Raw genomic sequence first — 24,941 nt, forward strand, 5'->3', positions numbered from 1 at the left:
GGCCGATCCGCCTGCGGCGCCGTCTTCCTAGACTCGCGGCATGACGGACGCGACCCGACCGAGGATGGCCGCCGGTGCGCTGTGGGCCGGTCTGGCGATGTCGCTCGCGGTGCTCGTGGTGGTGTTCGTGGCCGGCGTCCCCGACGCCCGCACCGCCGCCATCGCGGCCACGGGCGTGCTGGTGGTGACCATCGGCGTGCTGACGTGGGTGCTGCACGTCACCCGCAGCCGACTGGTCGCCCACGAGGAGGCGCTGATCGCCTGGTCGTCCGAGCGCGCGGTCACCCACGAGCGCCTGCGGATCGCGCGCGACCTGCACGACCTGGCGTCGCACGGGCTCGGGCTGATCACGGTGCGGGCGGCGTCCACCCGGTCCCTGCAGGGGCCGGACGCCGATGCCGAGCGGGCCGCCGCGCTCGCCGACATCGAGCAGGCCGCGCGCGGCGCGACGACCGAGCTGCGCCGGCTGCTGGCGGTGCTGCGCGACGGCGACGGCGATCCCGCTCCCCTGCGCCCGCAGGCCGGGCTGGCCGACATCGAGGCCGCGGTGACGCGTACGCGGGACGCCGGCGTCGACGTCACGCTCGACCTCGCACCCGAGCTCGTCGCGGCGGCCGACGTCTCCGGTGGCGTGCAGTCCGCCGCGTACGCCGTGGTCGCCGAGGCGCTGGCGAACGTGGCCCGCCATGCGGGCCCGACCCGGGCGCGCGTCCGCGTGGCCCGGGTGTCCGACGGGCTGGCCGTGGAGGTCGACGACGGGCCCGTGGCCGGCTGGCGGCCGGAGCCGGGAGCGGGTCTTGGCCTGACGGGCCTGCGCGAGCGGGTCGCCGCGGTCGGCGGCACGCTGACCGCCGGGCCCACGGACGCCGGGTTCGGCGTACGCGCCCACCTCCCCGAGGAGGCGTCGTGACCGGGCCCAACGTGCTGGTCGTCGACGACCAGCCGCTGATCCGGCACAGCCTGCGCCTGATCCTCGAGGCTGCAGGCATGGCCGTGGTGGGCGAGGCGGGGTCGGGCCGTGGCGCCGTCGTCGAGGCGCGGCGACTGACGCCGGACGTGGTGCTGATGGACATCCGGATGCCTGACGGGGACGGCCTCGAGGCGACCCGCTGGATCGTCGCCGACCCGGCACTGGCGAGGACGCGCGTTGTGGTGCTGACGATGTTCGAGCTCGACGAGTACGTGCACACCGCCCTCCGGGCGGGCGCGAGCGGGTTCCTGCTGAAGGACGCCGAGCCGGACCGTCTCGTCGATGCCGTACGCCGTGTCCACGACGGCGAGGCGCTGTTCGCGCCGTCGGTGCTGCGCCGGCTCGTCGAGCGCTACGTACGCACGGGCGCCCCGACCGCGCCTCAGGCTCCCGCGGGGCTGACCGCACGCGAGTCCGAGGTGCTGCAGCTCGTCGGCCAGAGGCTGAGCAACACCGAGATCGCCGCAGCCCTGACCATCTCGATGGGCACCGTCAAGACCCACATCGGCAACCTGCTGGCCAAGCTCGCCGCCCGCGACCGGGCACAGCTGGTGATCGCCGCGTACGAGTCGGGACTGGTGACGCCCAGACGGAGATGAGGGGCCACTGCGTACTCTCACACCATGACGAAGCACGCCGGGACCCTCGACGAGTTCTGGGCCCGCGTGCCCGAGGCCAGGCGCGACGCCGCCGAGCGGCTCTTCGAGACGATCTCGGACAACATCGACCCGGCCTACGAGCAGCGCATGTACTGCGGCATGCCGACGTGGTTCGTCCCCCGCGAGCGCTACCCGCAGGGCTACCACTGCGACCCGTCGTCCGCCCTCGCGCGCATCTCGCTGGGCAACATGGGCGGCCACCTGGCGGTCTACGACATGGGCATGTACGCCGATCCCGAGGTCAGCGACTGGTTCGTCGCCGAGTACGCGAAGACCGGCTGGAAGCTGAACATGGGCAAGTCCTGCGTACGCTTCACCGCCATGTCACGGATCCCGTACGAGCTGATCGGGTGCCTCGCCGCGCGCATCCCCGTGGACCGGTTCGTGGCCACGTACGCCGCGCACGACCCGCGCAACAAGAACTAGGCCCGCCGGGCCCGCGCGCCTATGCCGGCGTGCCCCGCCACGAGCTTCAGGTACGCCGGGCCGAACCAGCGGCTCCCCGACCGGTCCGTGGCGAGGTCCACGACGGCCGCGACCAGACCGAGTGCCATCGCAGCTCTGCGCCTCGCCTGCGGCGACAGCGGCGCACGCTGCAGACCCTCCGTCACGGCGACGGCGTACGCGTACCTCGTCGCGTTCCTGGTCCACGACCCCTCCCCCAGCGCAGCCAGGACCGCCGGATGGAGGTGTGCCGCGACGAACCCGAGGTGCTCGACTGACGACTTGCGCGCGTACTCGGCGCGAGTGGCCGGGACCTGGAAGGCGACCATCCCGCCGACGATGTCGAAGGCCATGGCACCCATGACAACCCTGCGCCAGACGGGGCCCGGGGTCGACACGGCCACCGCGCACGTGGCGGCGCCCGCCCCGGCCATGATGACGCCTGAGGTACGCGGCGGGACGGGGCCGACCAGCCCCGTCCAGAAGCGCCTCAAGAGCTCACTGCCCATCCCTGTTCCCTTCGCACGTGGCCTCCCATCGCGGACGCAGCTCGGGCAGCAGCGCCGCCAGGTAGCTCGCCGCCTCGTCGTCGTTGGTGAGCGGGAGCGGCAGCTCCACGGCGTACGTCCCCCATCGATTGTCGTCCGGTTCCCGGAGGACGTCGAACGAGGCTGGCCCCGTCTCCCAGACCAGGCCCGCGATCCGACCATCGGGCGCGCGTACCCAGGCGTCGCCGCAGTCGTCGTACGACACGAACATGCCGAGCTCGAAGCCGTCCACCTCGGCGCGGGGACAGGTACTCACCGAGCGTCCCGGGCCGCGACGATCTGCTCGACGAGGATCTCCGCGTGCCCGGCATGCTGGGCGAGCTCGCGTACGCAGTGGGTGAGCACCCAGCGCAGGCTGAGCTCACCCATCACCGGGTGGACGCAGGTGTCGTCGAGGGCGAGGCGAGCGATGACCTCGTCGGCGCGCGCGACAGCCTCCTCGTGCCGGGCGGCGAGCGCCGCCAAGGTGTCGTCGGGCGCGAGCGTGAAGCTCTCGTCGACCGTCTCGGGGATCCCTGCCTGGGCGCGGGTCAGGCCACCGAAGCGGCACACGAACCAGGCCGTGTCGACGAACGCCGCGTGCTTCAGCAGCCCCATCGGCGTCGTCAGCGAGGGCACGAGCGACCTCCGCGCCTCGTCGTCGGACAGCGCGAGGACGGTCGTCCGCAGCTGCTCCCTGTGCTCGGCGAGGAAGGCGAGCAGGACCTCCCGCTCGCCACCGGTACGCGCGGCCAGGGCTCCTGTGTCGGACATGTCCCCAAGCCTTGCGCGAGCGGAGGGGTTGTCGACCCATGTCGGGGTTCACGTGCTTCACTGGACGTCCTCCACCGAAGGATCGCCATGACGTCACCCCAGCCCCAGCCTGTGATCGTCGTCGGCGCCGGCCCCGTCGGCCTCGCCGCCGCCCTCCTGCTCCGCGCCCAGGGGCATCCGGTCACGGTCTACGAGGCTCGAGACCAGCTCAAGCTGTCGAACGCCAACAGCTATCCGATCGGCGTGAACCTGCGCGGTCAGGAGACGCTGCGGCGCATCGACCCATCCCTGCTCGGCCGGCTTCGCGCCGAGGGCGAGGTCGTCGCCGCATTCAACATCTACTCGGGCACCCGGAAGGTCGCGTCGTTGAAGAGCGGCACGCTCATCGCGACGACGCGAGCCTTCCTGACCCGGCTCCTGTTCGAGCGCGTGCGCGAGACCGAGGGCATCACCTACATGCCGGGGTACGCCCTCGCCCGTGTCGACCTGGCCGACCGGTCGCTCACGTTCACCCGCGCCGACGGCGACGAGGTGACGGTGGACGCACGGGATGCCCGCGTACTGGCCGCCGACGGCGTACGGTCGGTCGCGCGTCGCTGTCTCGAGGAGCAGGTGTCGGGCTTCACGCCGCGCGTGGGCGACTGGGGCGTACGCTTCCGCGTCGCGTACTCGCAGCCGCACGCGTCAGCGCCCGGCTTGGATCCCGCCATCCACCACATCTTCACCTCGAAGGGCATCTACACGGCCACGCTGGCCGATGGCGTGTGGGGGCTGGCCATCACCGCCATCGAGGGCGACCCCGCCGAGGACCTGTTGCTGTCGAGGGACGCGACCCACGACAACATCCGCGCGGTCGCCGCGCACGTCGCCGAGCACGCCCCGCTGGCCGCTCCGCTGCTGACCCGCGACGACTACGCCGCCTTCTTCAGCCGCGAGCCCTTCGGTGGTGCCGTGGTGATCTGCCCGCGGCTGGCGTTCGACGAGTGGCTGCTGCTGATCGGCGACGCGGCCCACAGCGTCCTCCCGCCGACCGGCGAGGGGGTGAACTCCGGCTTGGAGGACTGTCTGGTGCTCGCCGAGCGCGCGGGTTCGCCCACTTGGTTCGCCGACTACGAGGCCGTCCGCCTGCCCGACCTGGAGGCGCTGGGTGAGTACGCGTGGACCCTGCGCGAGAACCTGCGCAGCACCGACCCAGCCCGGCGTACGGCCACCACGATCCTTCGGATCGGAGACGCGATGGCCGCCGCGGCACACCTGCCCAGCGCACAGGTCGAGGCCCGCCTGTTCGGCCCGGACGCCGGGCGTACGCCGTATCGCGAGGCCATCGGGCCGTGGCTGCGGCAGCAGCGGGTGCTGTTCCCCGTCGTCGAGAGGGCCGTCGCCGCCCTGCGGCGGGCGCGGTCGCGACCGGTCTCCGGACGCGGACGCGGACGCGGCTAGGCTTGAGCCGCCAGTGGCCGACTCCGCTTCAGGTCAGACGCAGAGAATCGTCGCCAGCTCGCCGAGGCGATTTCTCCGTCGGCGTACGCGAGGCCGCGAGAACTGGAGCGTGTCCATCTGTCCATCCCGACAACCACTACGCAGCGCAGGAGTAGACATGCACATGGCAACCACGAGTGCGACACCGGTTCAGGTCAAGGTCGGTGTCAGCGACCTCAGCCGGGCCCGGACCTTCTACCGTGAGGCCCTCCATCTCACGGAGTCGGTGACCCGGCACACCGAGGACGCCGACTACGAGGGTTACCAGTTCGGGCAGTACGGCCAGCCCGGCTTCTTCCTGATCCACCTCGTGGGACCCGACTCCTTCGACCAGCCCGGACGCAGCACCTTGGGGTTCACCGTTTCCGACCTCGACGCCGCCCATCGAGACGCCCTCGCTGCTGGCGGTTCAGAGGCCGTCGCGCCGAACAGTCCTGAGGGAATGCCACGCAACAGCGCCGTGACCGATCCGGACGGAAACTGGATCTGGCTCTACCAGGGCTGAGCACACTGTCCGGCTGGTGTGTCCCTCGACGCTCTGATCGCATCCACCAGGGGGATGGGAGTACCTACTGGTGCCTCTTGATCATCCAATCATCGCACAATGCGGCGTAGGTGTATCCATCGATCCAACCCAGTTCGGCGTGCCAAGAGTCCCTCCGGCCGTGCTGCTCCCGTTTGAGCCCGGCCTTCTCCAAGATCCGCCACGACGCAGTGTTGTCGGCATAGCAGCCAGCCTCGACCCGTCGCAGGCCTAGATCCATGAAAGCGGCTTCGACCACGCCGGCGGCGATGGCAGTTCCGACACCTCGCCCCTCCCAGCCGGGACGCACGATGTAGCCGATGCTCGCGTCCGTCCCCAACGGCTTGCCCGGCTGCCCCATGCCGTCCGCGATCTCCAGGAAGCCGATCCCCGCCAGCTCGCCATCGACCTCGGCGATGCAGGAGAAGTCCCGGTCGCTGGCGAGCACGCCCTCCCACCGCTGGCGAAGCTCGTCCACGGATTCATGAGTGACGATGAGCCACCGATTCACCCCGGGCAGGTTCCGGAAGGTGGCGATGATGTCGGCGTCACCTGAGCAGGGGTCTCGGAGGAGTACGCCGTTGACGGTCTTCGGCCACGGTGATGCTTGGGTCATGCCTGAACCCTCACATACGCTGCGTCAGCGGCCGTGGCAGCCCCATGACTCATGCTCACGCCACCTGCAGGGGTTTGATTTCGGCCACCTCATCGGCCACGCGCTCCTCCGCCAACTCAAGCTCGTAGCGCGACTGCAGGTTGAGCCAGAACTGCGGCTCGACGCCGAAGTACCGGCCTAGGCGAAGCGCCGTGTCCGCGGTGATGGCCCGCTTGCCGTGGACGATTTCGTTGATCCGCCGCGGAGGGACGCCGATCGACACGGCGAGCTTGTGCTGCGTGATGCCGAACCCATCGATGAAGTCCTCCATGAGGACCTCACCGGGGTGGATCGGGTCGTAGAGCTTGTCAGTCATGGCGCACCTCAGTGGTAGTCCTCGATGATGACGTTCTCCGGGCCAGCGTCGGTCCACACGAAGCAGATCCGCCACTGGTCGTTGATCCGGATGCTGTGCTGCCCCTCGCGATCGCCCTTCAATGCCTCCAGCCGATTGCCCGGAGGGACCCGAAGCGAGTTGAGTGACACAGCGGCATCGAGCAGATGCAACTTCCGGTTCGCCGTCTTGTGGATTCGCGGATCGATCTGTGGCGCCCGTTCACGCAGCCAGACGAGCTTCGTGTCACGGTCAGCGAAGGATCTGATCACACCTCAAGAATGACATGTATAACGCAGTGCGTCAATAACGCTAGACGTTAAATCTGAACTCGACCACGTCGCCGTCCTGCATGACGTAGTCCTTGCCTTCGAGCCGCATCTTGCCCGCGGCCTTGGCGGCCTGCTCGGACCCGGCGGCGAGAAGGTCGTCGAAGTGGACGACCTCGGCCTTGATGAAGCCCTTCTCGAAGTCGGTGTGGATGACACCGGCGGCCTGCGGCGCGGTCCAGCCCTTCTTGATCGTCCAGGCGCGCGCCTCCTTCGGGCCCGCGGTCAGGTACGACTGCAGGCCCAGAGTCTCGTAGCCCACGCGCGCCAGAACGTCGAGGCCCGGCTCATCGATGCCCATGTCGGCCAAGAACTCCTTGGCCTCGTCGGGCTCCATCTCGGCCAGCTCTGCCTCGATCTTCGCGTCGAGGAAGATCGCCTCGGCGGGTGCGACGACGGCGCGCATCTTGTCCTTGAGCTCCTCGTCGGCCAGCTCGTCGGAGTCGCAGTTGAACACGTAGATGAACGGCTTGGCCGTCAGCAGGAAAAGCTCGCGCAGGTGCTCCAGATCGAGGCCGGCCGCGTACACACCCTTGCCCGTATAGAGCACGTCGAGCGCCTGCTTCCAGGCCTCGAGCTTCGGCTGCGACTCCTTCTTGATCCGGGCTTCCTTCTCCAGGCGCGGCAGGGCCTTCTCGAGGGTCTGAACGTCGGCGAGCACCAGCTCGGTGGTGATGGTGTCGATGTCGCTGGCGGGGTCGACCTTGCCGTCGACGTGGGTGACGTCCTCGTCTCGGAACACGCGGGTGACCTGGCAGATCGCGTCGGCCTCACGGATGTTGGCGAGGAACGCGTTGCCCATGCCCTCGCCCTGCGAGGCGCCCTTCACGATGCCGGCGATGTCGACGAACGACACGGTGGCGGGGATGATCGCCTGCGAGCCGTAGACCTCGGCCAGCTTCTCGAGCCGCGGCTCGGGTACGCCGACCACGCCCACGTTCGGCTCGATCGTTGCGAACGGGTAGTTCGCGGCGAGCACGTCGTTGCGGGTCAGGGCGTTGAACAGGGTCGACTTGCCGGCGTTGGGGAGGCCGACGATTCCGATAGTGAGTGCCACGTCGAGCCACTCTATCGGCTCCATGTCCCACAGGCGTCCGGCAACGACCCTCGGCGGCCTACGCTGCCCCCATGTCACGCATGTCCGATGAATTGAAGGCTCCATTCCCGGTGCCCGACGCGCTCCTGCGCGCATGGGACTGGATGGAGGCCCAGGGCCACGAGCTGGAGAACGAGCACGGTTACTACCTAACCCCGTACGCGGATGACCGCCAGCTCGGCGTCGTGTTCTCCCCCGACTCGTCCACGGTGGGATGGCTCGAGCCGGGCGCGCCCGGGTCGGAGCGCCTGGTCGCGATCGCCGACATCAGTGCCGACGGCAGCCTCGGTGCGATGTGGCTCGACGCCGACGACAAGGTGCGGTTCGTGGCGCTCGGTTCCGACGGTGAACTGTGGCCGCTGGCCGACGACGCGGTCGACTTCTGCCGCATGCTGGCCGTGGGCTACGACGAATACACCGACTTCACCTTCGGCGACGAGCCCGAGGACGAGGAGGCCGTCGAGGCCCACGCGGAATTCCGCGCGTGGGTGGAGGCCGAGCTCGGTCCCGTTCCCGACGTGTGGGACGCCCCCGACGACGACCACGGCTTCGTAGGGTGGATGGAGGCCAACCGCCCGGCCTGAGTCACAGGGCACCGGCACGTCCGGTGGTGGGTGAGCTCCATGGCAACAGCTCGCCGCATTCCCCGCCTCCCGCAACGCGTTTTGTCGGAGGAGTCTGCCATCGTGGGGGCATGGCAACCATCTACTGCACCGGCACCAGCCTAGACGGCTTCATCGCCGACGACGCCGAGAGCCTCTCCTGGCTCTTCTCGACCCCCAGCCACCGCGATGACCCCGAGGGCCGCCACGGCGACGGCGACAAGCTCGACTTCGACCAGTTCATCGCGCAGGTGGGTGCGGTCGTGATGGGCGCGAGCTCGTACGCGTGGATCACCCGCGAGCTCACCAAGGACGGCCAGGAGCTCGCTTGGCCCTATTCCCAGCCGTCGTGGGTCGTCACCCACCGCGACATCGACCCGCCCGAGGGTGTGCAGGTGTATGCGGGCGACGTCACCGAGCTCCACCCCCGGCTGGTCGAGGCCGCCGAGGGCCGGGACGTGTGGATCGTCGGCGGTGGTGACCTGGCGGGCCAGTTCGCCGACGCGGGACTGCTCGACACCGTGTGGGTCCACGTCTGCCCGGTGACGCTGGGCGCGGGCAAGCCCCTTCTCCCCCGCCGGCTCAGGCTCCGGCGCGAGCTGATCGAGCGTGACGGCCAGATGACGGCGATGCGGTTCGCCGTCGAGGGGCCCGAGCCACGCTGATCTCGCCCCGAGTGGGGCGGCCGTGGGCGGAGTGGGCGTCCCGTGCTACCAGATACGCCCGACCCGCGGCGTGGTCGCTCGACGACCTCACCCGCGGTTGACGCATGCGGGGCTCACCCGCGCTTCTCGCGTGATCTGCGCAGGCGCAGGCGCGCCTCGTCCGACGACACCGGCAGCGCCCAGCCACGTCGGCGGGCGACGAGACAGAACGCCGTCACGGTGATGATGGCCGCACCCATGCCCCACTTCGGGTGCCCGTGCGTGGCCAGCACCGCCATGACGATGCTGCCGACGAGCGCGGGGGTCGCATAAAGGGTGTTGCCCCCGAAGACGACGGGTACGCGGCGTACGAGCACGTCACGTACCACGCCGCCGCCGACCGCTGTGACGCAGCCGAGCAGGATGGCGGGCAGCCAAGTGATGTCGTGCGCGAGCGCCTTGCCGGTGCCGGTGGCCGCCCAGCAACCGAGCGAGAGCGCGTCCGCGACGGCGAGGACCCGGGTGAGCCAGCGGCCCCTCATCGGCAGGAGGAAGGCCACCAGGGCTCCCACCAGAGCGGTGACCAGATAAGCAGGATTGGTAAGTGCGACCGCAGGCCCGGCCTGCAGGAGGACGTCGCGGATCATGCCGCCGCCCAGCCCTGAGGCGATGCCCAGCACGACGAACCCGACGGGGTCGAACCGGCGCGACCGGGCAAGCGTGCCGCCCAGGATGCCGTTGGTGAGCACGCCGAGCAGGTCGACCGCATCGAACAGGTGCTGCGGGTTCATCGTCACGGAACACCATCATGGCGGGTGGTGCCGAAATTGTCGGAGTCGCCGACTAGGTTTGTCGACATGACGAATCAGGACCAGAACCCGACCATGCCCAACGCGATGGCCGACCGCCCTGCTCCCGGCGGGAAGACCATCGGCGCGACGTCGCCCCAGCAGGGCGAAGGGCTCGAGCGCGACCCCGAGGACTGGGTGACCGGCGACGAACCCATGACCGCGGCCCAGCGCTCCTACCTCGACGCGCTCGGCAAGGAGGCCGGCGAGGAGCTGCCCGCCGACCTCACCAAGGCCCAGGCGTCCGAACACATCGACAGGCTCCAGCAGAAGACGGGCCGCCCGCCGGCCGGCCAGTCCTGACGGGCCGCCCGCGCCCAGTGCCCAGGCGTGTCACCGAACGTCTCGCGCCGCACCCTCGTCGCTGGCGCGGTTACCCTCGCCACCACTGGCTGCGCCCCCGGCCCCCAGTCCGACACCCCCACCCCGGCCGTTCCCAGGGGTGAGTCGCAGCGTCCGCCGGCCCCGACGCCCACGCCCACACCGAACGCGCCCGCCGTGCTCGGCCGCGACGAGATCGTCCAGCGCTTCGCCGGGCGCAGGCCGAAGCTGTGGTCGAACGGCGAGCTCGCCGAGGTGCCCGGGCTGGTCCGCCGCACCGACACGAAGAAGGTCGTGCTCACGCTGGACGCGTGCGGCGGCCCGGGCGGCAGCGGCTACGACCGCGACCTGATCGACCTGCTGCGCCGCGGCGCATCCCGGTGGTGCTGTTCCTCAACAAGCGCTGGGTCGAGGCCAACCGGGCCGAGGCCGAACGTTTCGCCGCCGAACAGGACCTGTTCGACATCGGCAACCACGGCACCCGCCACACACCCCTGTCGGTGACGGGCCGCTCCCAGTACAAGGAGCCCGGCACCAAGGACGTGGGCGAGGTCTACGACGAAGTGATGGGCAACCACCTCCACCTGACCGAGCTGATGGGCCGGCCGCCGCGCTACTTCCGCACGGGCACGGCCTGGTACGACGACCTGGCCCTCGAGATCTTCCGGGCGTGCGGCGAGGTCCCGATCGACTTCGACACCAACGGCGACGCCGGCACCACCTACACCGCCGGCCAGACCGCCCAGGAGACGGCGAGGGCGAAGCCGGGGTCGATCATCATCGGCCACTTCAACCAGCCGAGACACGCGACGTTCGAGGGCATGAAGGTCGCCCTGCCGAAGATGCGCGCGGCCGGTGTCGAGTTCGCGAGGCTGTCCGACTGCGGGATCTGACCGGGTTGCCCTCCCCGGAGGGCTTATCGATAATGATTCCCATGTCTATCGAGCCGCGTCTTCCCGTCACCGTCCTCTCCGGCTTCCTGGGGCGGGCAAAACGACGCTCCTCAACCACGTCCTGGCCAACCGGGCGGGCGTACGCGTCGCCGTGATCGTCAACGACATGAGCGAGGTCAACATCGATGCCTCGCTCGTCGCCGCCGGAAGCGCGCTGAGCCGCACCGAGGAGCAGCTCGTCGAGATGACCAACGGCTGCATCTGCTGCACGCTGCGCGACGACCTGCTCAGGAGGTCGCCGAGCTGGCGGCGCAGGGCCGCTTCGACTACCTGCTGATCGAGTCGTCCGGCACCTCCGAGCCCATGCCCGTCGCCGCCACGTTCGCGTTCACCCGCGACGACGGCAAGGCCTTGTGGGACGTGGCCCGCCTCGACACCATGGTCACGGTCGCCGACGCCGCCAACCTGCTACGCGAGCTGGAGGCCGGCGACTCGCTCGTCGAGCGCTCCCTCGACCAGTACGCCGACGACGAGCGCACCGTCTCGGACCTGCTGGTCGACCAGATCGAGTTCGCCGACGTCATCGTCCTCAACAAGATCGACCTGGTCGACGACGCCGAGCGCTTACGCCTGGAGGCGCTGCTGTCGCGGCTCAACCCGGCGGCCCGCGTCATCACCAGCGAGTTCGGCCGCATCGACCCCGCCGACATCCTCGACACCGACGCGTTCGACCTCGAGCGCGCCCAGACCGCGCCCGGCTGGGTCGCCGAGCTCTACGGCGACCACGTGCCCGAGACCGAGGCGTACGGGATCTCGTCCCTGGTCTACCGCTCCGACCGGCTGTTCCACCCGCAGCGACTGTGGGACCTCGTCTCGACGCTCGACGACCCGCGCTACGGACGCGTGCTGCGCTCGAAGGGGTTCTTCGTGCTCGCGTCACGGCCCGGCATCTCCGGCCTGTGGTCGCAGGCCGGCGCGGTGGCCAGGTTCGAGCCGCTGTCGCTGCGCGAGCCCGACTCCCCCACCCAGGAGATCGTGCTCATCGGCACCGACCTCGACCACGGGGCGCTGCGTACGGCTCTCGACGCCTGCCTGGTCGTCGAGCTCGACGGCCACCATCACCGTCTTCTCGCTGATCGGCGCGGTCGCGGCACGCACGACCCTCGGCAACAACCCGACGCTCGCGGGCGGGCTCATGGCCCTGGCGACGCTCCTACTGATGGAGCGCGTGTTCGGCCTGATCCTGCGCTTCACGCGCAGGGGGCGGCGTCGTCATGGAAATGACGATTTGTCAAAGTGGTGACATGGCCACCGTCGCGCTGCACACCCAGTCCGAGGTCTCGAACCTCCCGCTCCTGCTCCTGCCGCCGTTCCCGTTCGACCACCGCGTGTGGTCCGAGGTCGCCGAGGCGCTCGAGGGCGACGTCGTCCTCGTGGACGCGCCCGGATTCGGCGGCGACGCCGACGACGAGCCCTCGCTGGAGGCGTACACCGAGGCCGTCCTGCTGGAGCTGGACGCCCGCGGGCAGCACCGCTTCGTCGTCGCCGGGAACTCGATGGGCGGATACGTGGCCATGGCGATGCTCGAGGCCGCGCCGCACCGCGTGGCCGGCATCGGCCTGTTCGGCACGAAGTCGACGGCCGACCCCGACGAGGCCCGCAAGGGACGACTGAAGATGGCCGACGGCGCCGACCGCGGCGAGCTCGCCGGCGACCTGCTGCGGGGCATGAAGCCGAACCTGCTGGGCGAGACGACGCGCACCTCCCGCCCCGACCTGGCCCGGACGATCGACGAGTGGGCCGACGCCGCGCCGCTGGAGGGCATTGCCTGGGCCCAGCGCGCGATGGCCGCCCGACCCGACCGCACCCACGTCCTCGAGGAGGCGGACGTGCCCGCCGTGGTGGTCCGCGGTACCGAGGACGGCCTGATGGATGAGGCCGCCCACCAGACGCTGGCCGACGCGCTGGGGTGCGAGGTGCAAGAGGTCGAGGCCGGTCACCTGATCCCGCTCGAGGCACCCGACGCCTGCGTCCGCGCGCTCACCGATCTGTGGGAGCGCGCCCGCGGCTGATGCCGTGGGACCTGGGCCACCACGATCCCGCACGCTCCCGTGCGACTCTCGCCCTGACGTTCTGCATCGGGTCGTTCCTGTCGCTCGGCACGCTCGGCGCGGCGGGCGCCCTGCGCACCGGCCCCGTGGCCACGGGCGTGCTCGTGCTCGTCCCGGCGACGCTCGTCGGGTTCACTGCGGCGCTCAGGCTGCGGCAGCACGTGACGTCGGCGCGTTTCCGCACCGGCGTCCTGTTGCTTTCGTGCGTGGCCGCGCTCGGGCTGGTCGCCCGCGCGTTCGGCCTGTGATCAGGCGCCCTGCCAGTAGGCCTGCAACGCGCGGGTGATGAAGTACAGGTCGTCGATGCCCCCCATCTCGCGCGCGGAGTGCATCGACAGCAGGGGGACACCGACGTCGACCGTGGTGATGCCCAGGCGCGTCGCCGTGATCGGGCCGATCGTCGAGCCGCACGGCACGTCGTTGTTCGACACGAACGCCTGCGTGGGTACGCCGGCCATCGCGCACGCGCACCGCCACAGCTGGGAGCCGAGGGCGTCGGTGGCGTAGCGCTGGTTGGCGTTGATCTTCAGCAGCGGACCCTCGTTGAGCAGGGGGCGGTTCACCGGGTCATGCATGTGGGCGTAGTTCGGGTGGACCGCGTGGCCGGCGTCGATCGACACGCAGGTCGAGCGCGCGATCATGCGGTGGGTCTGGTCGACGTCGGCGCCGAGCGCCCCGGCCGTACGCAGCAGCACGTCCTCGAGGATCGGGCCGGCCGCCCCCGACCGCGTGGCCGAACCGATCTCCTCGTGGTCGAAGCAGGCCATCACCTGGATGTCGTCGGACTCCTCGGTGTTGGTCAGCGCGATCAGCGAGGAGTGGACGCCGGTGAGGTTGTCCATGCGACCCGAGGCGATGAACTCGTCGTCGGCGCCGAACACGCGCGGCTTCTGGCAGTCGTAGGAGATCAGGTCGTGGCCGGCGATGGCGTCGGCGTCGAGGTCGGCGCCGTCGGCGTACGCGGCGATGACGTCCATGATGTGCAGGTCGGGGCGGCCGACGGAGAAGATCGGCTGGGTGTGCTGCTGCTTGGCGAGCTTGAGGCCCTCGTCGTTGACGGAGCGGTTGAGGTGGATCGCCAGCTGCGGGATGCGCATGATGGGGCCGGTCTTCACCAGGTGGACGTCGCCGTTCTGGGTGACGACGCGGCCGGCGAGGCCGAGCTCGCGGTCGGTCCACGAGCCGATGAGCGCACCGCCGTAGACCTCGACACCGACCTGCTGCCACCCGGCGTTGCCGTAGGTGGGGTCAGGCTTGACCTTGAACCCGGGCGAGTCGGTGTGGGAGCCGACGATGCGGAAGCCCGCCGTCTCGACCGACACCTTCTTCGGGATGCGCCAGGCCATGACCGCGCCATCGCGGACCATGAAGTGACCGCCCGGCGAGACGTCCCAGGCCCGCGTCTCGTCCTGCTGGCTGAATCCCGACTCGGTCAGCACGCGCGCGATCTCGGCGGCCGCGTGGTAGGAACTCGGGGACGCCTGGACGAAGGCGGCAAAGTCAGTGATGTGCTTGGCGGACTCGGCGTGGGGCATGGGCTCAGTCAACCACCTCGTCCGGACCGATCGAACGGTGGCCGGAGCGGCAGTCAGAAATTGTCAGACCCCTCCGGCAGGATCGATCGCATGGATCTCACCTCCGTCCTGATGCTCGTGATCGGCCTCGCGATCGGCGCAGCCGCCGCGTGGTTCGCGCTGCGTGCCCGGGCCTCGTCCGCCGCGGCCGACGAGCGTGCCGAGACCGCGGGGGCCCGGGCCGAGCTGGCCGACGCCCAGGCCCGCGTCGCCGACGCCCATACGCGCATCGCCGACGCACAGTCCCAGGCGGCCGAGGCCCGCGCCGAGGCCGCGGACGCGCGTACGCAGGCAGCCGACGCCCGCACCGAGACGGCTCACGTGCGCGCCGAGTCCGCCTCGCTGCGCGCCGAGCTCGCCCGCGCCGAGGCACTGGCTGCCGATGTGCGCACCGAGGTGGCGGAGGCCCGTGCCGAGACCGCCCAGGCCCAGTCGGAGGCCGCCGAGGTCGCGTCCCAGCTGGCGGCGGCCCGCGCCGAGCGCGACGCTGCCCGCGATCGAGTCGCGAAGCTCGCCGAAGACCGTGAGTCGCTGGTCAACCAGTTCAAGGTCCTCTCCGGTGAGACGCTCGAGCGTCAGGGCAAGACCGCCGAGGCGACGGCCGAGCAGCGGCTGGAGAAGACCAAGGCGATCATCGACCCGCTCACCGAGCTGATGGTGAAGTTCTCCGACCGCCTCGCCGCCGTCGAGAAGGACCGCGTCGAGATGGCCACCGAGCTGCGCAACCACGTCCAGCAGGTCCAGAGGACCGGCGAACACCTCCGCCGCGAGACCCACGCGCTCGCGACCGCGCTGCGCAAGCCCCAGGTGCGCGGCTCGTGGGGAGAGATGCAGCTCAAGCGTGTGGCGGAGTACGCGGGCATGGTCGACCGCTGCGACTTCGACCTCCAGACCACGACCACGACGTCGGAGGACCGCACGATCCGTCCCGACATGCGCGTCAACCTCGCCGACGGCAAGTTCGTCTACGTCGACTCGAAGGTGCCGCTGTCGGCGTTCCTCGAGGCCCACGAGACCGAGGACGAGCGGGTGCGCGCCGAGAAACTCGCCCTGTTCGGCAAGAACGTGAAGTCCCACGTCGACCAGCTGTCGTCGAAGCAGTACTGGAAGTCCGACACCACCACCCCCGAGTTCGTCGTGCTGTTCCTGCCGAACGAGCAGTTCCTGTTCTCCGCGCTCGAGCAGATGCCCGACCTCCAGGAATACGCGGCCCACCGCGACGTGGTTGTGGCCACGCCCAACACGCTGATCGCGATGCTGCGCTCGGTGGCGTACGGCTGGAAGCAGGCGGCGCTCGCCGAGTCGGCCGCCGAGGTGTTCACGCTCGGCCGCGAGCTCCACGACCGCCTGGCCGCGATGGGCAGCCACGTCGACAAGACGGGTCGCTCGCTGAAGGCCGCGGTGAACGCGTACAACCAGATGGTCGGGTCGATGGAGTCGCGCGTGCTGGTGACGGCGCGCAAGTTCCGCGACCTCCAGGTCACCGACAAGGAGCTCGGCGCCCACCAGACGGTCGACGAGGCCGTACGCGACGTCTCGGCCCCCGAACTGGTCGAGGACGCCGCCCAGGTCGAGCCGATGATCGGGCGCGGCTCCAAGCGGCGCCGCGCCCTGTCCGAGCGTGACGCGCTGACGCGTGACGAGCCCGACCTCCTCGACTGGGTCGACCCTCCGGCGCCGCCCCCCGCGGAGCGTCGCACCTCCTGACCCCTGCCCTCCAGCGAGCTCTCATGCACCGCCCTCCCGCCCTCCGAGCGAGCGCAGCAAGACGAGGAGAAGACCACCGGCCCCGGACACCGCCCTGTCCGGGGCCGGCCCTTTCCCACCCCCAGCGCCGCGAGCGGGCGTTCCGTGGCCCCCGGGCCGACCTCGGACTCGACGCCGACAAGGTCGACGCCATCGTGGAGGCGGCCCGAGCGGTCGGCTTCGCCACTCGCCCGCCATGAGGCCTGACCCGCCCTTTCCGCTGAACCGTTCGGCGGACCGTGTTCGGGGCACCCCTCGAGAGACGGCATCATTGGGCGGGTGCGTGACGACCAGCTGACTCTTCCCACCGCCGCCGACGTGGACGCCGCCGCCAGCGCGCTGGCCGGTGTCATCGAGACAACGTCGCTGCAGCGCAACGACCGGCTCTCCCAGCGCACGGGTGCCGAGGTGTGGCTCAAACGCGAAGACCTGCAGCCGGTGCGCTCCTACAAGATCCGCGGCGCGTACAACCTCATCGCCGGGCTCACCGACGCGGAGAAACAGGCGGGCGTCATCGCCGCTAGCGCCGGCAACCACGGTCAGGGAGTGGCGTACGCCTGTGCCGCGCTCGGCATCCACGGCCGCGTGTTCATCCCCACGACCACCCCGCGCCAGAAACGCGACCGCATGAACGCCCTCGGCGGGGAGTTCATCGAGCTCGTGTCGGTGGGCGACACCTACGACGAGGCCGCGGCCGCGGCGCTCGCCGAGGCCGCGACCACCCACGCGACGCTGGTGCCGGCGTTCGACGACCCACGAACGATCGCGGGCCAGGGCACGCTGGCTGCCGAGCTCGTCTCGCAGCTCGGCAAGGCCCCCGATGTCGTGGTCATCCCGGTGGGTGGCGGCGGCATGCTGTCGGGCTGCATCACGTGGTTCGCCGAGCACCACCCCGAGACCCGCGTCATCGGCGTCGAGCCGGAGGGTGCACCGTGCATGGCGACGGCAGTACGCGCCGGCGGCCCGATCGACCTCGAGCACATCGACACGTTCGTCGACGGGGCTGCCGTGGCGCGCGCCGGCGACCTGACCCACCGCATCGTCGCCGACTCCGGCATCCGGCTCACCACCGCGCCCGAGGGCCAGATCTGCCGCGAGATGCTCGACCTCTACCAGGTGGAGGGAATCATCGCCGAGCCCGCCGGCGCCCTCGCCGCGTCGACGCTCGGCCGACAGGTCGAGGCCTTCCCCGGCCAGACCGTCGTCGCCATCGTCTCGGGCGGCAACAACGACGTGTCGCGGTATGCGGAGGTCGTCGAGCGCTCGCTGCTGTGGGAGGGCCTCAAGCACTACTTCCTCGTGAACTTCCCCCAGGAGCCCGGCGCACTGCGCCGCTTCCTCGACGAGGTGCTCGGCCCCGACGACGACGTCGTGCTCTTCGAGTACGTGAAGCGGTCCAACCGTGACACCGGGCCCGCGCTGGTGGGCATCGAGCTGTCCGACGCCCGCGACCTCCACTCGCTGCTCCAGCGCATCGAGAAGTCCCCGATGGAGGTCACCCGCGTCGAGCCCGGATCGCAGTCCTACCGCTACCTCGTCTGACTCACCGGGAGGCACCCGACCCGGGGCGTTCAGGCGCCGGTCCTCTCGTCGCGAGAGCATCGCGTACGTCACCCCTCGATCCAGCCCAGCTCGGCATGCCACGAGTGCGTACGCCGTACTGCTCACGCCGCATGCCGACAGCCCGTCAGCCGGGGCTCGCCACCTGATTCCATGGACCATGTACACAACGCCGAACCGATCCGAGGAGACGCCATGAAGATCGCCATCGCCCAGGTGTGCACGTCGCGCGACGTCGCCGCCAACCTCGAGCTCGTCGCCGAGAAGACTGCCGAAGCCGCGGCCGCCGGGGCCTCGCTGGTGGTGTTCCCGGAGGCCACCATGCGCGCGTTCGGCCACAACCTCACCGAGATCGCCGAACCGCTCGACGGTCCCTTCGCCACGCGCGTACGCGAGATCGCCCGCGAGCACGGCATCACCGTCGTGCTGGGCATGTTCACCCCCGGGTCCGAGGGTCGCGTACGCAACACCCTGCTCGTGACGGGCCCCGACGTCGGCACGTCCTACGACAAGATCCACCTCTTCGACGCGTTCGGCTTCAGCGAGTCCGACACCGTCGCCCCTGGCGAGGGGCTCGTCCGCTTCGACCTGGACGGGACGACGTTCGGCGTGGCGATCTGCTACGACGTGCGCTTCCCGCAGCTGTTCATCGACAACGCGCGCGCCGGCGCCGCGGTCCACGTCGTCTGCGCGAGTTGGGGCTCCGGCCCGGGCAAGGCCGAGCAGTGGGAGCTCGCGTGCCGTGCCCGTGCGGCCGACTCCACGGCGTATGTCGTCGCCTGTGGTCAGGCAGACCCGGCCGAGTCGGGGGTCGAGGCCAAGGAGGGGGCGCCCACGGGTGTCGGCCACAGCCTCGTCGCCTCGCCGCTGGGTGAGGTCGTGGCCCGCGCCGGTGCCGCGCCCGAGCTGCTGGTCGTCGACCTGGACCCGTCTGACGTGCCCGGTGTGCGCGAGAAGCTGCCGGTGCTGAAGAACGCCCGCCTCAGCTGAGCGCGCGGGTAGGATCGCCGCTGTGGGGATGACACGACGTACGCTGCTGGCGCTGGGCACCGCCTCGGCGCTGATCGGCGCCACCGGGTGCCAGCCGGCGTCCCCGTCGTCGACCCCCTCCCCCGTGCCGAGCGACTCGCCCACCACGGGCCGGGTCGACCCCGAGTTCTTCCTGAAGCCGGGGTCGCTCGACCAGGCCATGACAGTCCTCGAACCACGCCTCGGCGACCGCGAGGTGTACGCGCTGGGCCTCACCGCAGGCTGGGTCACGATCGAGACCCGAACGCGCAAGTACACGTGGGCAGGCCCCGACGGCGAGTTCCGCGACGAGCCGTGGACCCCACCGCGAGACGCGCTGCCCGTCGACCTCGACGCGCTGCCGCTGGTCGACCTCTCGACGATCCTGCGCCGTGCGGAGAAGGCCGTCACCAATCCCGGCCCGCCGAACCCGCGCCCCTTCTTCTACCTCCAGAACCGCGCCTCGCTCGGCCTGCCGACGGCCTCGATCGAGCCCGGCATCAAGGGCGAGAAGGTCAGCTTCGACGAGTCGATCGTGCCGCGGCGGCGGCTCGACCTGCTGACGCGCGAGGGCGTGTCGGCCGCGTACGCGGAGCTGCTCTTCAAGACGGGGCTGATCCGGGCGACCCAGGTCGTCCTCGAGCCCCGCAACCAGGTCTCGGTGTTCGCGCCGAACGACCCGCGCGTCACCGGCGTGAAGAAGGCGAAGTCCATGACGGTCCATCGCGGCCTGGCGGACGTCCACTCGGCTGCCACGGGCGAGGGCGAGGAGCCGTCGACCGACCCGTCCTTCGACGCCCGCACGTTGAAGCCTGAACTCGTGTTCGAGGCGCTGCGCGTGCTCCAGTCGGAGGGCACCGTCGAGGACTGGTGGGGGCAGGTCACCCCCGACGAGCAGGGGCAGGCCGTCTACGCGGTCACCACCCGCGGCGTCGGCGGCACCCAGCGATCGATCTACCTCGACGCGGCCGGGCAGCGCCGCCGCTGACGGTCAGCGCTCGCGCGCCTTCTCCTTGCCGATGATCTTGCGCAGCTCCGGGGGCAGGGCGAACGTCAGGGTCTCCTCGGTGAGGACCTCCTCCTCGCCGTGGGGGAATCCCTTCGCCTCGAGGTATTCCATGACGCCCTGCACCAGCACGTCGGGCACCGACGCACCCGAGGTGATGCCGACCGACTCCACGCCGTCGAGCCACTCCTCCTGGATCTCCGACGCGTTGTCGACGCGGTAGGCCTTCTTGGCACCGGCCTCCAGCGCGACCTCGACGAGGCGTACAGAGTTGGACGAGTTGGCCGAACCGACGACGATGACGAGGTCGGAGTGGTCTGCGATCTGCTTGACGGCGGCCTGGCGGTTCGACGTCGCGTAGCAGATGTCGTCGGACGGCGGGTCGATGAGGTTCGGGAAGCGCTTGCGCAGCTCGGCGACGATACCCATGGTCTCGTCGACCGACAGCGTCGTCTGGGAGAGCCAGGCGACCTTCTCGGGGTCGCGCACCGTCACGTTCGCGACGTCCTCGACGGACTGGACGAGCTGGATGTGCTGCGGCGCCTCGCCCGAGGTGCCCTCGACCTCCTCGTGGCCCTCGTGGCCGATGAGCAGGATGTCGAGGTCCTCCTTGGCGTACCGCCTCGCCTCGTGGTGCACCTTGGTGACCAGCGGGCAGGTGGCGTCGATGGTCTGGAGGTGGCGTACGCGGGCCTGCTCGTGGACCATCGGCGAGACGCCGTGGGCGGAGAAGACGGTGATGGCGCCCTCCGGGACCTCGTCGAGCTCGTCGACGAAGATCGCGCCGCGGGCCTCGAGGGTCTCGACGACGTGCTTGTTGTGGACAATCTGCTTGCGCACATAGACCGGCGCGCCGTAGTGCTCCAGGGACTTCTCGACGGTCACGACGGCGCGGTCGACGCCCGCGCAGTAGCCACGGGGGGCCGCGACGACGACCCGCTTGCCGGTCTCGGTCTTCTCAGCAGTCATGCCGGTCAGTCTACGGGGGACCGCACAACGGTGCGCGGAAGTGTCGGTGGCCGTGGCTAGGGTGATCCCATGGCCCTGCAGACCTCTCCCGAGAGCCCGCAACAGCTCGGTGCGGTCGTGCGGGCCGTCAAGAGCTGGGTCGAGCGCTGCGGGTGGGTGTGGGTCGAGGCCCAGGTCATCGAGATCAAGCGCCGCAGCTCGCCGGTGCAGTTCCTGACGCTGCGTGACCGCCACGCCGAGGTGTCGGTGTCGGTCCAGTGCGACGCGGTCGTGCTCGACGCCGCCGGCCCGCTGCGCGAGGGCATGGTCGTCACCGCCCGCCTCCAGCCCCAGGTGTGGATGAAGAACGGTTCGCTGGGGTTCCGCTGCGACGACCTGCGCCCGTCGGGCGAGGGTCGGCTGCTCGCCGAGCTCGAGGCCCGCCGCCAGCGCCTCCACGCCGAGGGCCTGTTCGCCCGCGAGCTGAAGAAGCAGTTGCCGTTCCTGCCGCGACGCATCGGCCTGGTCACGGCCAAGGGCTCGGCCGCCGAGCGCGACGTCATCGAGAACGTACGCATCCGCTGGCCCGGTGCCGAGTTCGCCGTCCACCACGCCACCATGCAGGGGCCCTCGTGCGTCGAGTCGGTGGTCGCCGGTCTCGAGTCCCTCGACCGGGACCCCGACGTCGACGTGATCGTCGTCGCCCGCGGCGGTGGCTCGCTCGAAGACCTGCTCCCCTTCTCAGACGAGGGCCTCATGCGCGCCGTCTTCGTCAGGCGCACCCCCGTCGTGTCGGCGATCGGCCACGAGGTCGACACCCCGATCCTCGACCTCGTCGCCGACGTCCGCGCGTCGACCCCGACCGACGTGGCCCGCCGCGTCGTGCCCGACGTGCGCGACGAGCTGCGCCACGTCGTCGACGCCCGCCAGCGGCTGCGTACGCGCGTGGTCGATCACGTCCGCCGTGAGCAGGACCGCCTCACCCAGCTGCGCGAGCGCCCCATGATGCGCGACCCGCTCCACTTCTTCACCACGCGCCATGACCAGATCGACGACCTGCGCGAACGCGCCGGACGCGCGCTCGACGCCCGGTTCCGCACCGAGCAGACGGCGCTGACCAACGACCTCCAGCGGGTGCGGGCCGTGTCACCGCGCTCCACGCTCGAGCGCGGCTACGCCATCCTCGTCGACGGCGAGGGCGAGTCGGTCACGTCGGTGCGCGAGGTCGACCTCGACGACGACCTGAAGGTCTACCTCGGCGACGGCGAGCTGGTCGTCGGCGTCCGCGACATCCATACCAGCGAAGCCAGGAACAACGAGGGAGGGCGACCATGACCGAAGCGGAGAACACCGCGGCCATCGAGACGGGGGCCGACGACGAACTGTCCTACGAGGCCGCGCGCGACGAGCTCGTCGAGGTCGTGCGCCGCCTCGAATCGGGCGGCACGACGCTGAAGGAGTCGATGGAGCTGTGGGAACGCGGCGAGAAGCTCGCCGACACGTGCCAGCGCTGGCTCGACGGTGCCAAGGCACGCATCGACGCCGCCCGCGCACGCGACGAGGGCTGAGTCAGTCGGTCGACAGGGCGCGCACGAACTGGTCGAGGTGGCCGAAGTCGGTGTCGGCGGTCACGACGACTACATCGGTGCCGCCCTTGCGGGCCATGGCGCGCGTACGCCCGTCGTCGGTCTCGAGGCGGATCCAGCGCTCGCTGCCGATCGTGCTCTCCCCCGCCGGCCTCGCCGAGCGGGTCGTCTCGGCGATGAACGCGTCCTGGTCGCCGTCGGCCTGACGCAGCGCATAGTGGATGGTGTCGGGGCTGATCATGCCGAGATACCACTGGTGGCGCGGCGTCGGGTCCTTGCCGAACGGGCCGGGCTCGCCCGGCTTCGACCAGTGCACCTGCGTGGCGCGCCACTGCTTCGGCCCCTCCGGCAGGTCCTTGGGCGCCACCACCTTGAACGGCGCCTGGGCGCGGGCATCGGCCAGCGCGGGCTGCCATTGCACCGTCGGCACCTCAGGCTCTTCGGGCGTGTAGGTCAGCAGCGCCATCAGGATCAGGACCGGCACCATGATCACTGCGATCGACCGGATCATGTCTCCCCCGGTCGCCCTGCGCTGATTGTTCGCCACCGAGACATCCTCACAGAACGCGGGACGATCCGAAAATCTGATGCCGTCCGGTACGGTTCGGCGCCATGAGGTTCTTCCGTCGCGAGCCCGACGACCTGCGCACGCTCGGCCGGTCCACCAACGGTGACCACGAGGTAGTGCTGCGCGAGCGGCGTCTCGACGGCGGCCAGGTCGTCCACGAGCTCATCGTCAACGGCGCCTTCGCCATGGACAGCCGTGAGGTCGCCAGCGAGATCGCGCTGGCCGACACCGCCGCCGACGCACGCACGGCCCTGGTGGGCGGGCTGGGCCTGGGCTTCACCGCGTCCCGCCTGCTGGAGCACGGCGTACGCCGCCTCGACGTGGTCGAGCTCGAGCCGGCGCTGGTGCGCTGGGCGCGCGAGGGGAAGACGCCGTTGCTGGGCTGCGTGGCCGGCGACCCGCGCACCCACCTGCACGTCGGCGACGTCGCCCCCGTGCTGCGGGGCGAGGCCGGGCCGCCCGGGCCATGGGACGCCATCCTGCTCGATGTCGACAACGGGCCGGACTTCCTGATCCACGCGACCAACGCCGACCTCTACGAGGCGCCGCTGCTCGAGGCGGCGCTCGCGCGGCTCACCCCGGGCGGCACGCTCGCGGTCTGGTGCCAGGGCCGGTCGCCGGCACTCGCGGCGACGCTTGAGGCGCTGTCCCCCGGCGTACGCGAGGTCGCGGTGCCGGTCGAGCGGGAGGGTCACCAGATCGAGTACGCCATTCACTTGGCCAAGCGTCCAGAACAACATCGCCGACCGGCGACCTGGTCGTTCCGCACGCATTGCAGAACCGAGCCTGATGACTCATGTCAAGATGCCCGCTTGGTTTGAGTCGTTGACTCATCTCAAGACGCCCGCGTGCAGGGGGCGCTGATCTTGCGTTTGGAGGAGTAGACGCCGTGGCGGTTGGGGCGTTGTGGGACGGGGCCGCGGCGTCGTGCGAGTTCGATCAGGTTGCCTTGGAGGTCGGCGACGGTGCGTCGGAGTTCGGCGGGGTTGAGGGTGTCGAGCTGGTGGTCCAGGTCGCGGCGGCCGTGGGTGGTGAGGAGTTCGGGCCAGCCCTGTTGGAGGGTGGTAGGTCTTGGTGACCTTGGCGCCCTGTCGGGTTTTGGTGGCGAGTTTCTGCTGTGGGGTGAACAGGTTGACCAGGAGTGCTTCGGCGGCCCAGAGCTGGTTCAGCAGTGAAAGTTCGCGGGGGGTGTCGTAGCGGAAGTAGCCGGCGCAGCGGCGGATGAGGGACCAGTTCTTCTGCTCGACCCAGGCGTTGTCGTTGGACCGGGTGGGGCGGGATCGGCTGAAGGTGATCTGGCGGGTCTGGCACCAGCCGATGAGGTGGTGGTTGATGAACTCCGAGCCGTTGTCGGAGTGGATGCCGGCCACGTGGAACGGCCAGGCCAGCCAGATCTGTTCCAGGGCGGCGCAGACGCGTCGTTGGCCCTTGCCCATCACGGTGACGGCGGCGGTCCAGCCGGTGGCGATGTCGGTGACGCACAGGGTCCAGCAGTGTTCTCCGTTGTTGTCGCCGCCGTCGTGGGAGACCAGGTCGATCTCGACGAAGCCGGGGGTGGTGTCGGACCACTCGGACCAGGTCTTCATCGGGATGGAGGACTTCAGCAGCGATCCGGGTTTGGTCATCGAGCGGCCCTTGCCGGCCAGGAGCTGGGCCCGGTCGTCGGCCAGGCGCCGGTCGATGGTGGCCGGGGACATGCCACACAACAGCGCGGCCTGGTCGTCGGTGAGGTCGAG

General features: G+C 70.4%; 31 protein-coding genes and 1 pseudogene. 20 read left to right on the top strand and 12 right to left on the bottom strand.

Annotated features, from left to right (window positions below; genetic code table 11):
• Positions 1-40: 40 nt before the first annotated feature.
• The 3 genes from ACYVGD_RS08615 to ACYVGD_RS08625 are packed head-to-tail and all read left to right on the top strand — an operon-like array spanning position 41 to position 2,055.
• Positions 41-910, top strand: a complete 870-nt coding sequence (locus ACYVGD_RS08615) for a sensor histidine kinase (protein ID WP_460742838.1) — start codon at positions 41-43, stop codon at positions 908-910.
• Positions 907-1,569 carry a response regulator gene (locus ACYVGD_RS08620; protein WP_460742840.1) on the top strand — a complete coding sequence of 221 codons (663 nt, stop codon included), beginning with the start codon at positions 907-909 and terminating at the stop codon, positions 1,567-1,569. The genes ACYVGD_RS08615 and ACYVGD_RS08620 overlap by 4 nt, the downstream gene beginning before the upstream one ends.
• 24 nt (positions 1,570-1,593) lie before the next feature.
• Positions 1,594-2,055, top strand: a complete 462-nt coding sequence (locus ACYVGD_RS08625) for a DUF1801 domain-containing protein (RefSeq protein ID WP_460742842.1) — start codon at positions 1,594-1,596, stop codon at positions 2,053-2,055.
• Here ACYVGD_RS08625 and ACYVGD_RS08630 read toward each other — a convergent pair.
• From ACYVGD_RS08630 to ACYVGD_RS08640, 3 genes are read right to left on the bottom strand one after another with little or no spacing between them, the layout of a single operon-like run.
• Complete coding sequence (locus ACYVGD_RS08630) at positions 2,052-2,582, bottom strand: hypothetical protein (protein ID WP_460742844.1); 531 nt, start codon at positions 2,580-2,582, stop codon at positions 2,052-2,054. The genes ACYVGD_RS08625 and ACYVGD_RS08630 overlap by 4 nt on opposite strands.
• Entirely contained in the window at positions 2,572-2,877 is a 306-nt protein-coding gene (locus tag ACYVGD_RS08635; RefSeq protein ID WP_460742846.1) for a hypothetical protein, read from the bottom strand. Before ACYVGD_RS08635 ends, ACYVGD_RS08630 begins: the two co-directional genes overlap by 11 nt.
• Entirely contained in the window at positions 2,874-3,374 is a 501-nt protein-coding gene (locus ACYVGD_RS08640; protein WP_460742848.1) for a DinB family protein, read from the bottom strand. Before ACYVGD_RS08640 ends, ACYVGD_RS08635 begins: the two co-directional genes overlap by 4 nt.
• Before the next feature lie 87 nt (positions 3,375-3,461).
• Between ACYVGD_RS08640 and ACYVGD_RS08645 the strand changes: the two genes are divergently transcribed.
• Both ACYVGD_RS08645 and ACYVGD_RS08650 read left to right on the top strand, forming a co-directional pair.
• Positions 3,462-4,814 (top strand): FAD-dependent oxidoreductase, encoded by a 1,353-nt coding sequence (locus ACYVGD_RS08645; RefSeq protein WP_460742850.1) that lies wholly within the window; start codon positions 3,462-3,464, stop codon positions 4,812-4,814.
• Positions 4,815-4,977: 163 nt separating this feature from the next.
• Complete coding sequence (locus ACYVGD_RS08650; RefSeq protein ID WP_460742852.1) at positions 4,978-5,358, top strand: VOC family protein; 381 nt, start codon at positions 4,978-4,980, stop codon at positions 5,356-5,358.
• A 64-nt stretch (positions 5,359-5,422) separates the two neighbouring features.
• Here the strand turns inward: ACYVGD_RS08650 and ACYVGD_RS08655 are convergent, their stop codons facing one another.
• From ACYVGD_RS08655 to ychF, 4 genes are read right to left on the bottom strand one after another with little or no spacing between them, the layout of a single operon-like run.
• Complete coding sequence (locus tag ACYVGD_RS08655) at positions 5,423-5,992, bottom strand: GNAT family N-acetyltransferase (protein WP_460742854.1); 570 nt, start codon at positions 5,990-5,992, stop codon at positions 5,423-5,425.
• A 55-nt stretch (positions 5,993-6,047) separates the two neighbouring features.
• A complete protein-coding gene (locus tag ACYVGD_RS08660) occupies positions 6,048-6,347 on the bottom strand; it encodes a HigA family addiction module antitoxin (RefSeq protein ID WP_460742856.1) in 300 nt (99 codons plus the stop codon).
• Between the two features lie 8 nt (positions 6,348-6,355).
• The gene (locus tag ACYVGD_RS08665; protein WP_460742858.1) at positions 6,356-6,637 is read right to left on the bottom strand and encodes a type II toxin-antitoxin system RelE/ParE family toxin; all 282 of its coding nucleotides are present in this window, start codon (positions 6,635-6,637) and stop codon (positions 6,356-6,358) included.
• A 40-nt stretch (positions 6,638-6,677) separates the two neighbouring features.
• Positions 6,678-7,751, bottom strand: coding sequence for a redox-regulated ATPase YchF (gene ychF / locus ACYVGD_RS08670; protein WP_460742860.1), 1,074 nt, complete (start codon positions 7,749-7,751; stop codon positions 6,678-6,680).
• A 71-nt stretch (positions 7,752-7,822) separates the two neighbouring features.
• On the opposite strand from ychF, the gene ACYVGD_RS08675 reads away from it, so the two are divergent.
• Positions 7,823-8,374 carry a hypothetical protein gene (locus ACYVGD_RS08675; protein WP_460742862.1) on the top strand — a complete coding sequence of 184 codons (552 nt, stop codon included), beginning with the start codon at positions 7,823-7,825 and terminating at the stop codon, positions 8,372-8,374.
• Between the two features lie 110 nt (positions 8,375-8,484).
• Positions 8,485-9,057: a dihydrofolate reductase family protein gene (locus ACYVGD_RS08680; RefSeq protein ID WP_460742864.1), complete on the top strand. Its 573-nt coding sequence runs from the start codon at positions 8,485-8,487 to the stop codon at positions 9,055-9,057.
• Between the two features lie 113 nt (positions 9,058-9,170).
• On the opposite strand, the gene ACYVGD_RS08685 is transcribed toward ACYVGD_RS08680, so the two are convergent.
• A complete protein-coding gene (locus ACYVGD_RS08685; RefSeq protein ID WP_460742914.1) occupies positions 9,171-9,827 on the bottom strand; it encodes a trimeric intracellular cation channel family protein in 657 nt (218 codons plus the stop codon).
• A 66-nt stretch (positions 9,828-9,893) separates the two neighbouring features.
• Between ACYVGD_RS08685 and ACYVGD_RS08690 the strand changes: the two genes are divergently transcribed.
• The 6 genes and pseudogenes from ACYVGD_RS08690 (at position 9,894) to ACYVGD_RS08715 (ending at position 13,457) form a co-directional block, all read left to right on the top strand.
• Positions 9,894-10,187, top strand: a complete 294-nt coding sequence (locus tag ACYVGD_RS08690) for a DUF3072 domain-containing protein (RefSeq protein WP_460742866.1) — start codon at positions 9,894-9,896, stop codon at positions 10,185-10,187.
• A gap of 401 nt (positions 10,188-10,588) precedes the next feature.
• Positions 10,589-11,098 (top strand): polysaccharide deacetylase family protein, encoded by a 510-nt coding sequence (locus tag ACYVGD_RS08695; protein WP_460742868.1) that lies wholly within the window; start codon positions 10,589-10,591, stop codon positions 11,096-11,098.
• Positions 11,061-11,713, top strand: a pseudogene (locus tag ACYVGD_RS08700) (GTP-binding protein); the annotation flags it as partial. The gene ACYVGD_RS08695 and the pseudogene ACYVGD_RS08700, both read left to right, overlap by 38 nt.
• Before the next feature lie 171 nt (positions 11,714-11,884).
• Positions 11,885-12,382: a GTP-binding protein gene (locus ACYVGD_RS08705; RefSeq protein ID WP_460742916.1), complete on the top strand. Its 498-nt coding sequence runs from the start codon at positions 11,885-11,887 to the stop codon at positions 12,380-12,382.
• 20 nt (positions 12,383-12,402) lie between these two features.
• On the top strand, positions 12,403-13,170 hold the full coding sequence (locus tag ACYVGD_RS08710) for an alpha/beta fold hydrolase (RefSeq protein ID WP_460742870.1): 768 nt from the start codon (positions 12,403-12,405) through the stop codon (positions 13,168-13,170).
• Positions 13,170-13,457: a hypothetical protein gene (locus ACYVGD_RS08715; protein WP_460742872.1), complete on the top strand. Its 288-nt coding sequence runs from the start codon at positions 13,170-13,172 to the stop codon at positions 13,455-13,457. Before ACYVGD_RS08710 ends, ACYVGD_RS08715 begins: the two co-directional genes overlap by 1 nt.
• On the opposite strand, the gene ACYVGD_RS08720 is transcribed toward ACYVGD_RS08715, so the two are convergent.
• Positions 13,458-14,744 carry a M18 family aminopeptidase gene (locus ACYVGD_RS08720; RefSeq protein ID WP_460742874.1) on the bottom strand — a complete coding sequence of 429 codons (1,287 nt, stop codon included), beginning with the start codon at positions 14,742-14,744 and terminating at the stop codon, positions 13,458-13,460.
• Between the two features lie 90 nt (positions 14,745-14,834).
• Between ACYVGD_RS08720 and ACYVGD_RS08725 the strand changes: the two genes are divergently transcribed.
• The 4 genes from ACYVGD_RS08725 to ACYVGD_RS08740 all read left to right on the top strand — a co-directional run bounded on the left by ACYVGD_RS08725 (position 14,835) and on the right by ACYVGD_RS08740 (position 20,085).
• Positions 14,835-16,490 carry a DNA recombination protein RmuC gene (locus ACYVGD_RS08725; protein ID WP_460742876.1) on the top strand — a complete coding sequence of 552 codons (1,656 nt, stop codon included), beginning with the start codon at positions 14,835-14,837 and terminating at the stop codon, positions 16,488-16,490.
• 318 nt (positions 16,491-16,808) lie between these two features.
• Positions 16,809-18,071 carry a threonine ammonia-lyase IlvA gene (gene ilvA, locus ACYVGD_RS08730; RefSeq protein WP_460742878.1) on the top strand — a complete coding sequence of 421 codons (1,263 nt, stop codon included), beginning with the start codon at positions 16,809-16,811 and terminating at the stop codon, positions 18,069-18,071.
• A 213-nt stretch (positions 18,072-18,284) separates the two neighbouring features.
• On the top strand, positions 18,285-19,079 hold the full coding sequence (locus ACYVGD_RS08735) for a carbon-nitrogen hydrolase family protein (RefSeq protein ID WP_460742880.1): 795 nt from the start codon (positions 18,285-18,287) through the stop codon (positions 19,077-19,079).
• A gap of 28 nt (positions 19,080-19,107) precedes the next feature.
• Positions 19,108-20,085 carry a hypothetical protein gene (locus ACYVGD_RS08740; protein WP_460742882.1) on the top strand — a complete coding sequence of 326 codons (978 nt, stop codon included), beginning with the start codon at positions 19,108-19,110 and terminating at the stop codon, positions 20,083-20,085.
• Positions 20,086-20,088: 3 nt separating this feature from the next.
• Here the strand turns inward: ACYVGD_RS08740 and ACYVGD_RS08745 are convergent, their stop codons facing one another.
• Entirely contained in the window at positions 20,089-21,072 is a 984-nt protein-coding gene (locus ACYVGD_RS08745) for a 4-hydroxy-3-methylbut-2-enyl diphosphate reductase (RefSeq protein WP_460742884.1), read from the bottom strand.
• Positions 21,073-21,141: 69 nt separating this feature from the next.
• Here ACYVGD_RS08745 and xseA point away from each other — a divergent pair, with 69 nt between their 5' ends.
• Positions 21,142-22,386, top strand: a complete 1,245-nt coding sequence (gene xseA / locus ACYVGD_RS08750) for an exodeoxyribonuclease VII large subunit (RefSeq protein ID WP_460742886.1) — start codon at positions 21,142-21,144, stop codon at positions 22,384-22,386.
• Positions 22,383-22,619: an exodeoxyribonuclease VII small subunit gene (locus ACYVGD_RS08755; protein WP_460742888.1), complete on the top strand. Its 237-nt coding sequence runs from the start codon at positions 22,383-22,385 to the stop codon at positions 22,617-22,619. The genes xseA and ACYVGD_RS08755 overlap by 4 nt, the downstream gene beginning before the upstream one ends.
• 1 nt (position 22,620) lies before the next feature.
• Here the strand turns inward: ACYVGD_RS08755 and ACYVGD_RS08760 are convergent, their stop codons facing one another.
• Positions 22,621-23,184 (bottom strand): DUF4245 domain-containing protein, encoded by a 564-nt coding sequence (locus ACYVGD_RS08760; RefSeq protein WP_460742890.1) that lies wholly within the window; start codon positions 23,182-23,184, stop codon positions 22,621-22,623.
• Positions 23,185-23,249: 65 nt separating this feature from the next.
• Between ACYVGD_RS08760 and ACYVGD_RS08765 the strand changes: the two genes are divergently transcribed.
• Complete coding sequence (locus ACYVGD_RS08765) at positions 23,250-24,026, top strand: spermidine synthase (protein WP_460742892.1); 777 nt, start codon at positions 23,250-23,252, stop codon at positions 24,024-24,026.
• 9 nt (positions 24,027-24,035) lie between these two features.
• On the opposite strand, the gene ACYVGD_RS08770 is transcribed toward ACYVGD_RS08765, so the two are convergent.
• The coding region (locus ACYVGD_RS08770) for a DDE-type integrase/transposase/recombinase (RefSeq protein ID WP_460742894.1) at positions 24,036-24,941 on the bottom strand (906 nt) is incomplete at its 5' end.

Source organism: Mariniluteicoccus endophyticus (genome assembly GCF_054780035.1).

Bases quoted from the DNA above. Each gene is read 5' to 3' on its own strand.
- ACYVGD_RS08765 (WP_460742892.1), top strand. From the start codon at position 23,250: ATGAGGTTCTTCCGTCGCGAGCCCGACGACCTGCGCACGCTCGGCCGG.
- ACYVGD_RS08615 (WP_460742838.1), top strand. From the start codon at position 41: ATGACGGACGCGACCCGACCGAGGATGGCCGCCGGTGCGCTGTGGGCC.
- ACYVGD_RS08630 (WP_460742844.1), bottom strand. From the start codon at position 2,582: ATGGGCAGTGAGCTCTTGAGGCGCTTCTGGACGGGGCTGGTCGGCCCC.
- ACYVGD_RS08655 (WP_460742854.1), bottom strand. From the start codon at position 5,992: ATGACCCAAGCATCACCGTGGCCGAAGACCGTCAACGGCGTACTCCTC.
- ACYVGD_RS08715 (WP_460742872.1), top strand. From the start codon at position 13,170: ATGCCGTGGGACCTGGGCCACCACGATCCCGCACGCTCCCGTGCGACT.
- ACYVGD_RS08710 (WP_460742870.1), top strand. From the start codon at position 12,403: ATGGCCACCGTCGCGCTGCACACCCAGTCCGAGGTCTCGAACCTCCCG.
- ACYVGD_RS08755 (WP_460742888.1), top strand. From the start codon at position 22,383: ATGACCGAAGCGGAGAACACCGCGGCCATCGAGACGGGGGCCGACGAC.
- ACYVGD_RS08640 (WP_460742848.1), bottom strand. From the start codon at position 3,374: ATGTCCGACACAGGAGCCCTGGCCGCGCGTACCGGTGGCGAGCGGGAG.
- ACYVGD_RS08645 (WP_460742850.1), top strand. From the start codon at position 3,462: ATGACGTCACCCCAGCCCCAGCCTGTGATCGTCGTCGGCGCCGGCCCC.
- ACYVGD_RS08675 (WP_460742862.1), top strand. From the start codon at position 7,823: ATGTCACGCATGTCCGATGAATTGAAGGCTCCATTCCCGGTGCCCGAC.
- ACYVGD_RS08725 (WP_460742876.1), top strand. From the start codon at position 14,835: ATGGATCTCACCTCCGTCCTGATGCTCGTGATCGGCCTCGCGATCGGC.
- xseA (WP_460742886.1), top strand. From the start codon at position 21,142: ATGGCCCTGCAGACCTCTCCCGAGAGCCCGCAACAGCTCGGTGCGGTC.
- ACYVGD_RS08735 (WP_460742880.1), top strand. From the start codon at position 18,285: ATGAAGATCGCCATCGCCCAGGTGTGCACGTCGCGCGACGTCGCCGCC.
- ACYVGD_RS08650 (WP_460742852.1), top strand. From the start codon at position 4,978: ATGGCAACCACGAGTGCGACACCGGTTCAGGTCAAGGTCGGTGTCAGC.
- ACYVGD_RS08685 (WP_460742914.1), bottom strand. From the start codon at position 9,827: ATGAACCCGCAGCACCTGTTCGATGCGGTCGACCTGCTCGGCGTGCTC.
- ACYVGD_RS08745 (WP_460742884.1), bottom strand. From the start codon at position 21,072: ATGACTGCTGAGAAGACCGAGACCGGCAAGCGGGTCGTCGTCGCGGCC.
- ACYVGD_RS08680 (WP_460742864.1), top strand. From the start codon at position 8,485: ATGGCAACCATCTACTGCACCGGCACCAGCCTAGACGGCTTCATCGCC.
- ACYVGD_RS08740 (WP_460742882.1), top strand. From the start codon at position 19,108: ATGACACGACGTACGCTGCTGGCGCTGGGCACCGCCTCGGCGCTGATC.
- ACYVGD_RS08625 (WP_460742842.1), top strand. From the start codon at position 1,594: ATGACGAAGCACGCCGGGACCCTCGACGAGTTCTGGGCCCGCGTGCCC.
- ACYVGD_RS08720 (WP_460742874.1), bottom strand. From the start codon at position 14,744: ATGCCCCACGCCGAGTCCGCCAAGCACATCACTGACTTTGCCGCCTTC.
- ACYVGD_RS08660 (WP_460742856.1), bottom strand. From the start codon at position 6,347: ATGACTGACAAGCTCTACGACCCGATCCACCCCGGTGAGGTCCTCATG.
- ACYVGD_RS08690 (WP_460742866.1), top strand. From the start codon at position 9,894: ATGACGAATCAGGACCAGAACCCGACCATGCCCAACGCGATGGCCGAC.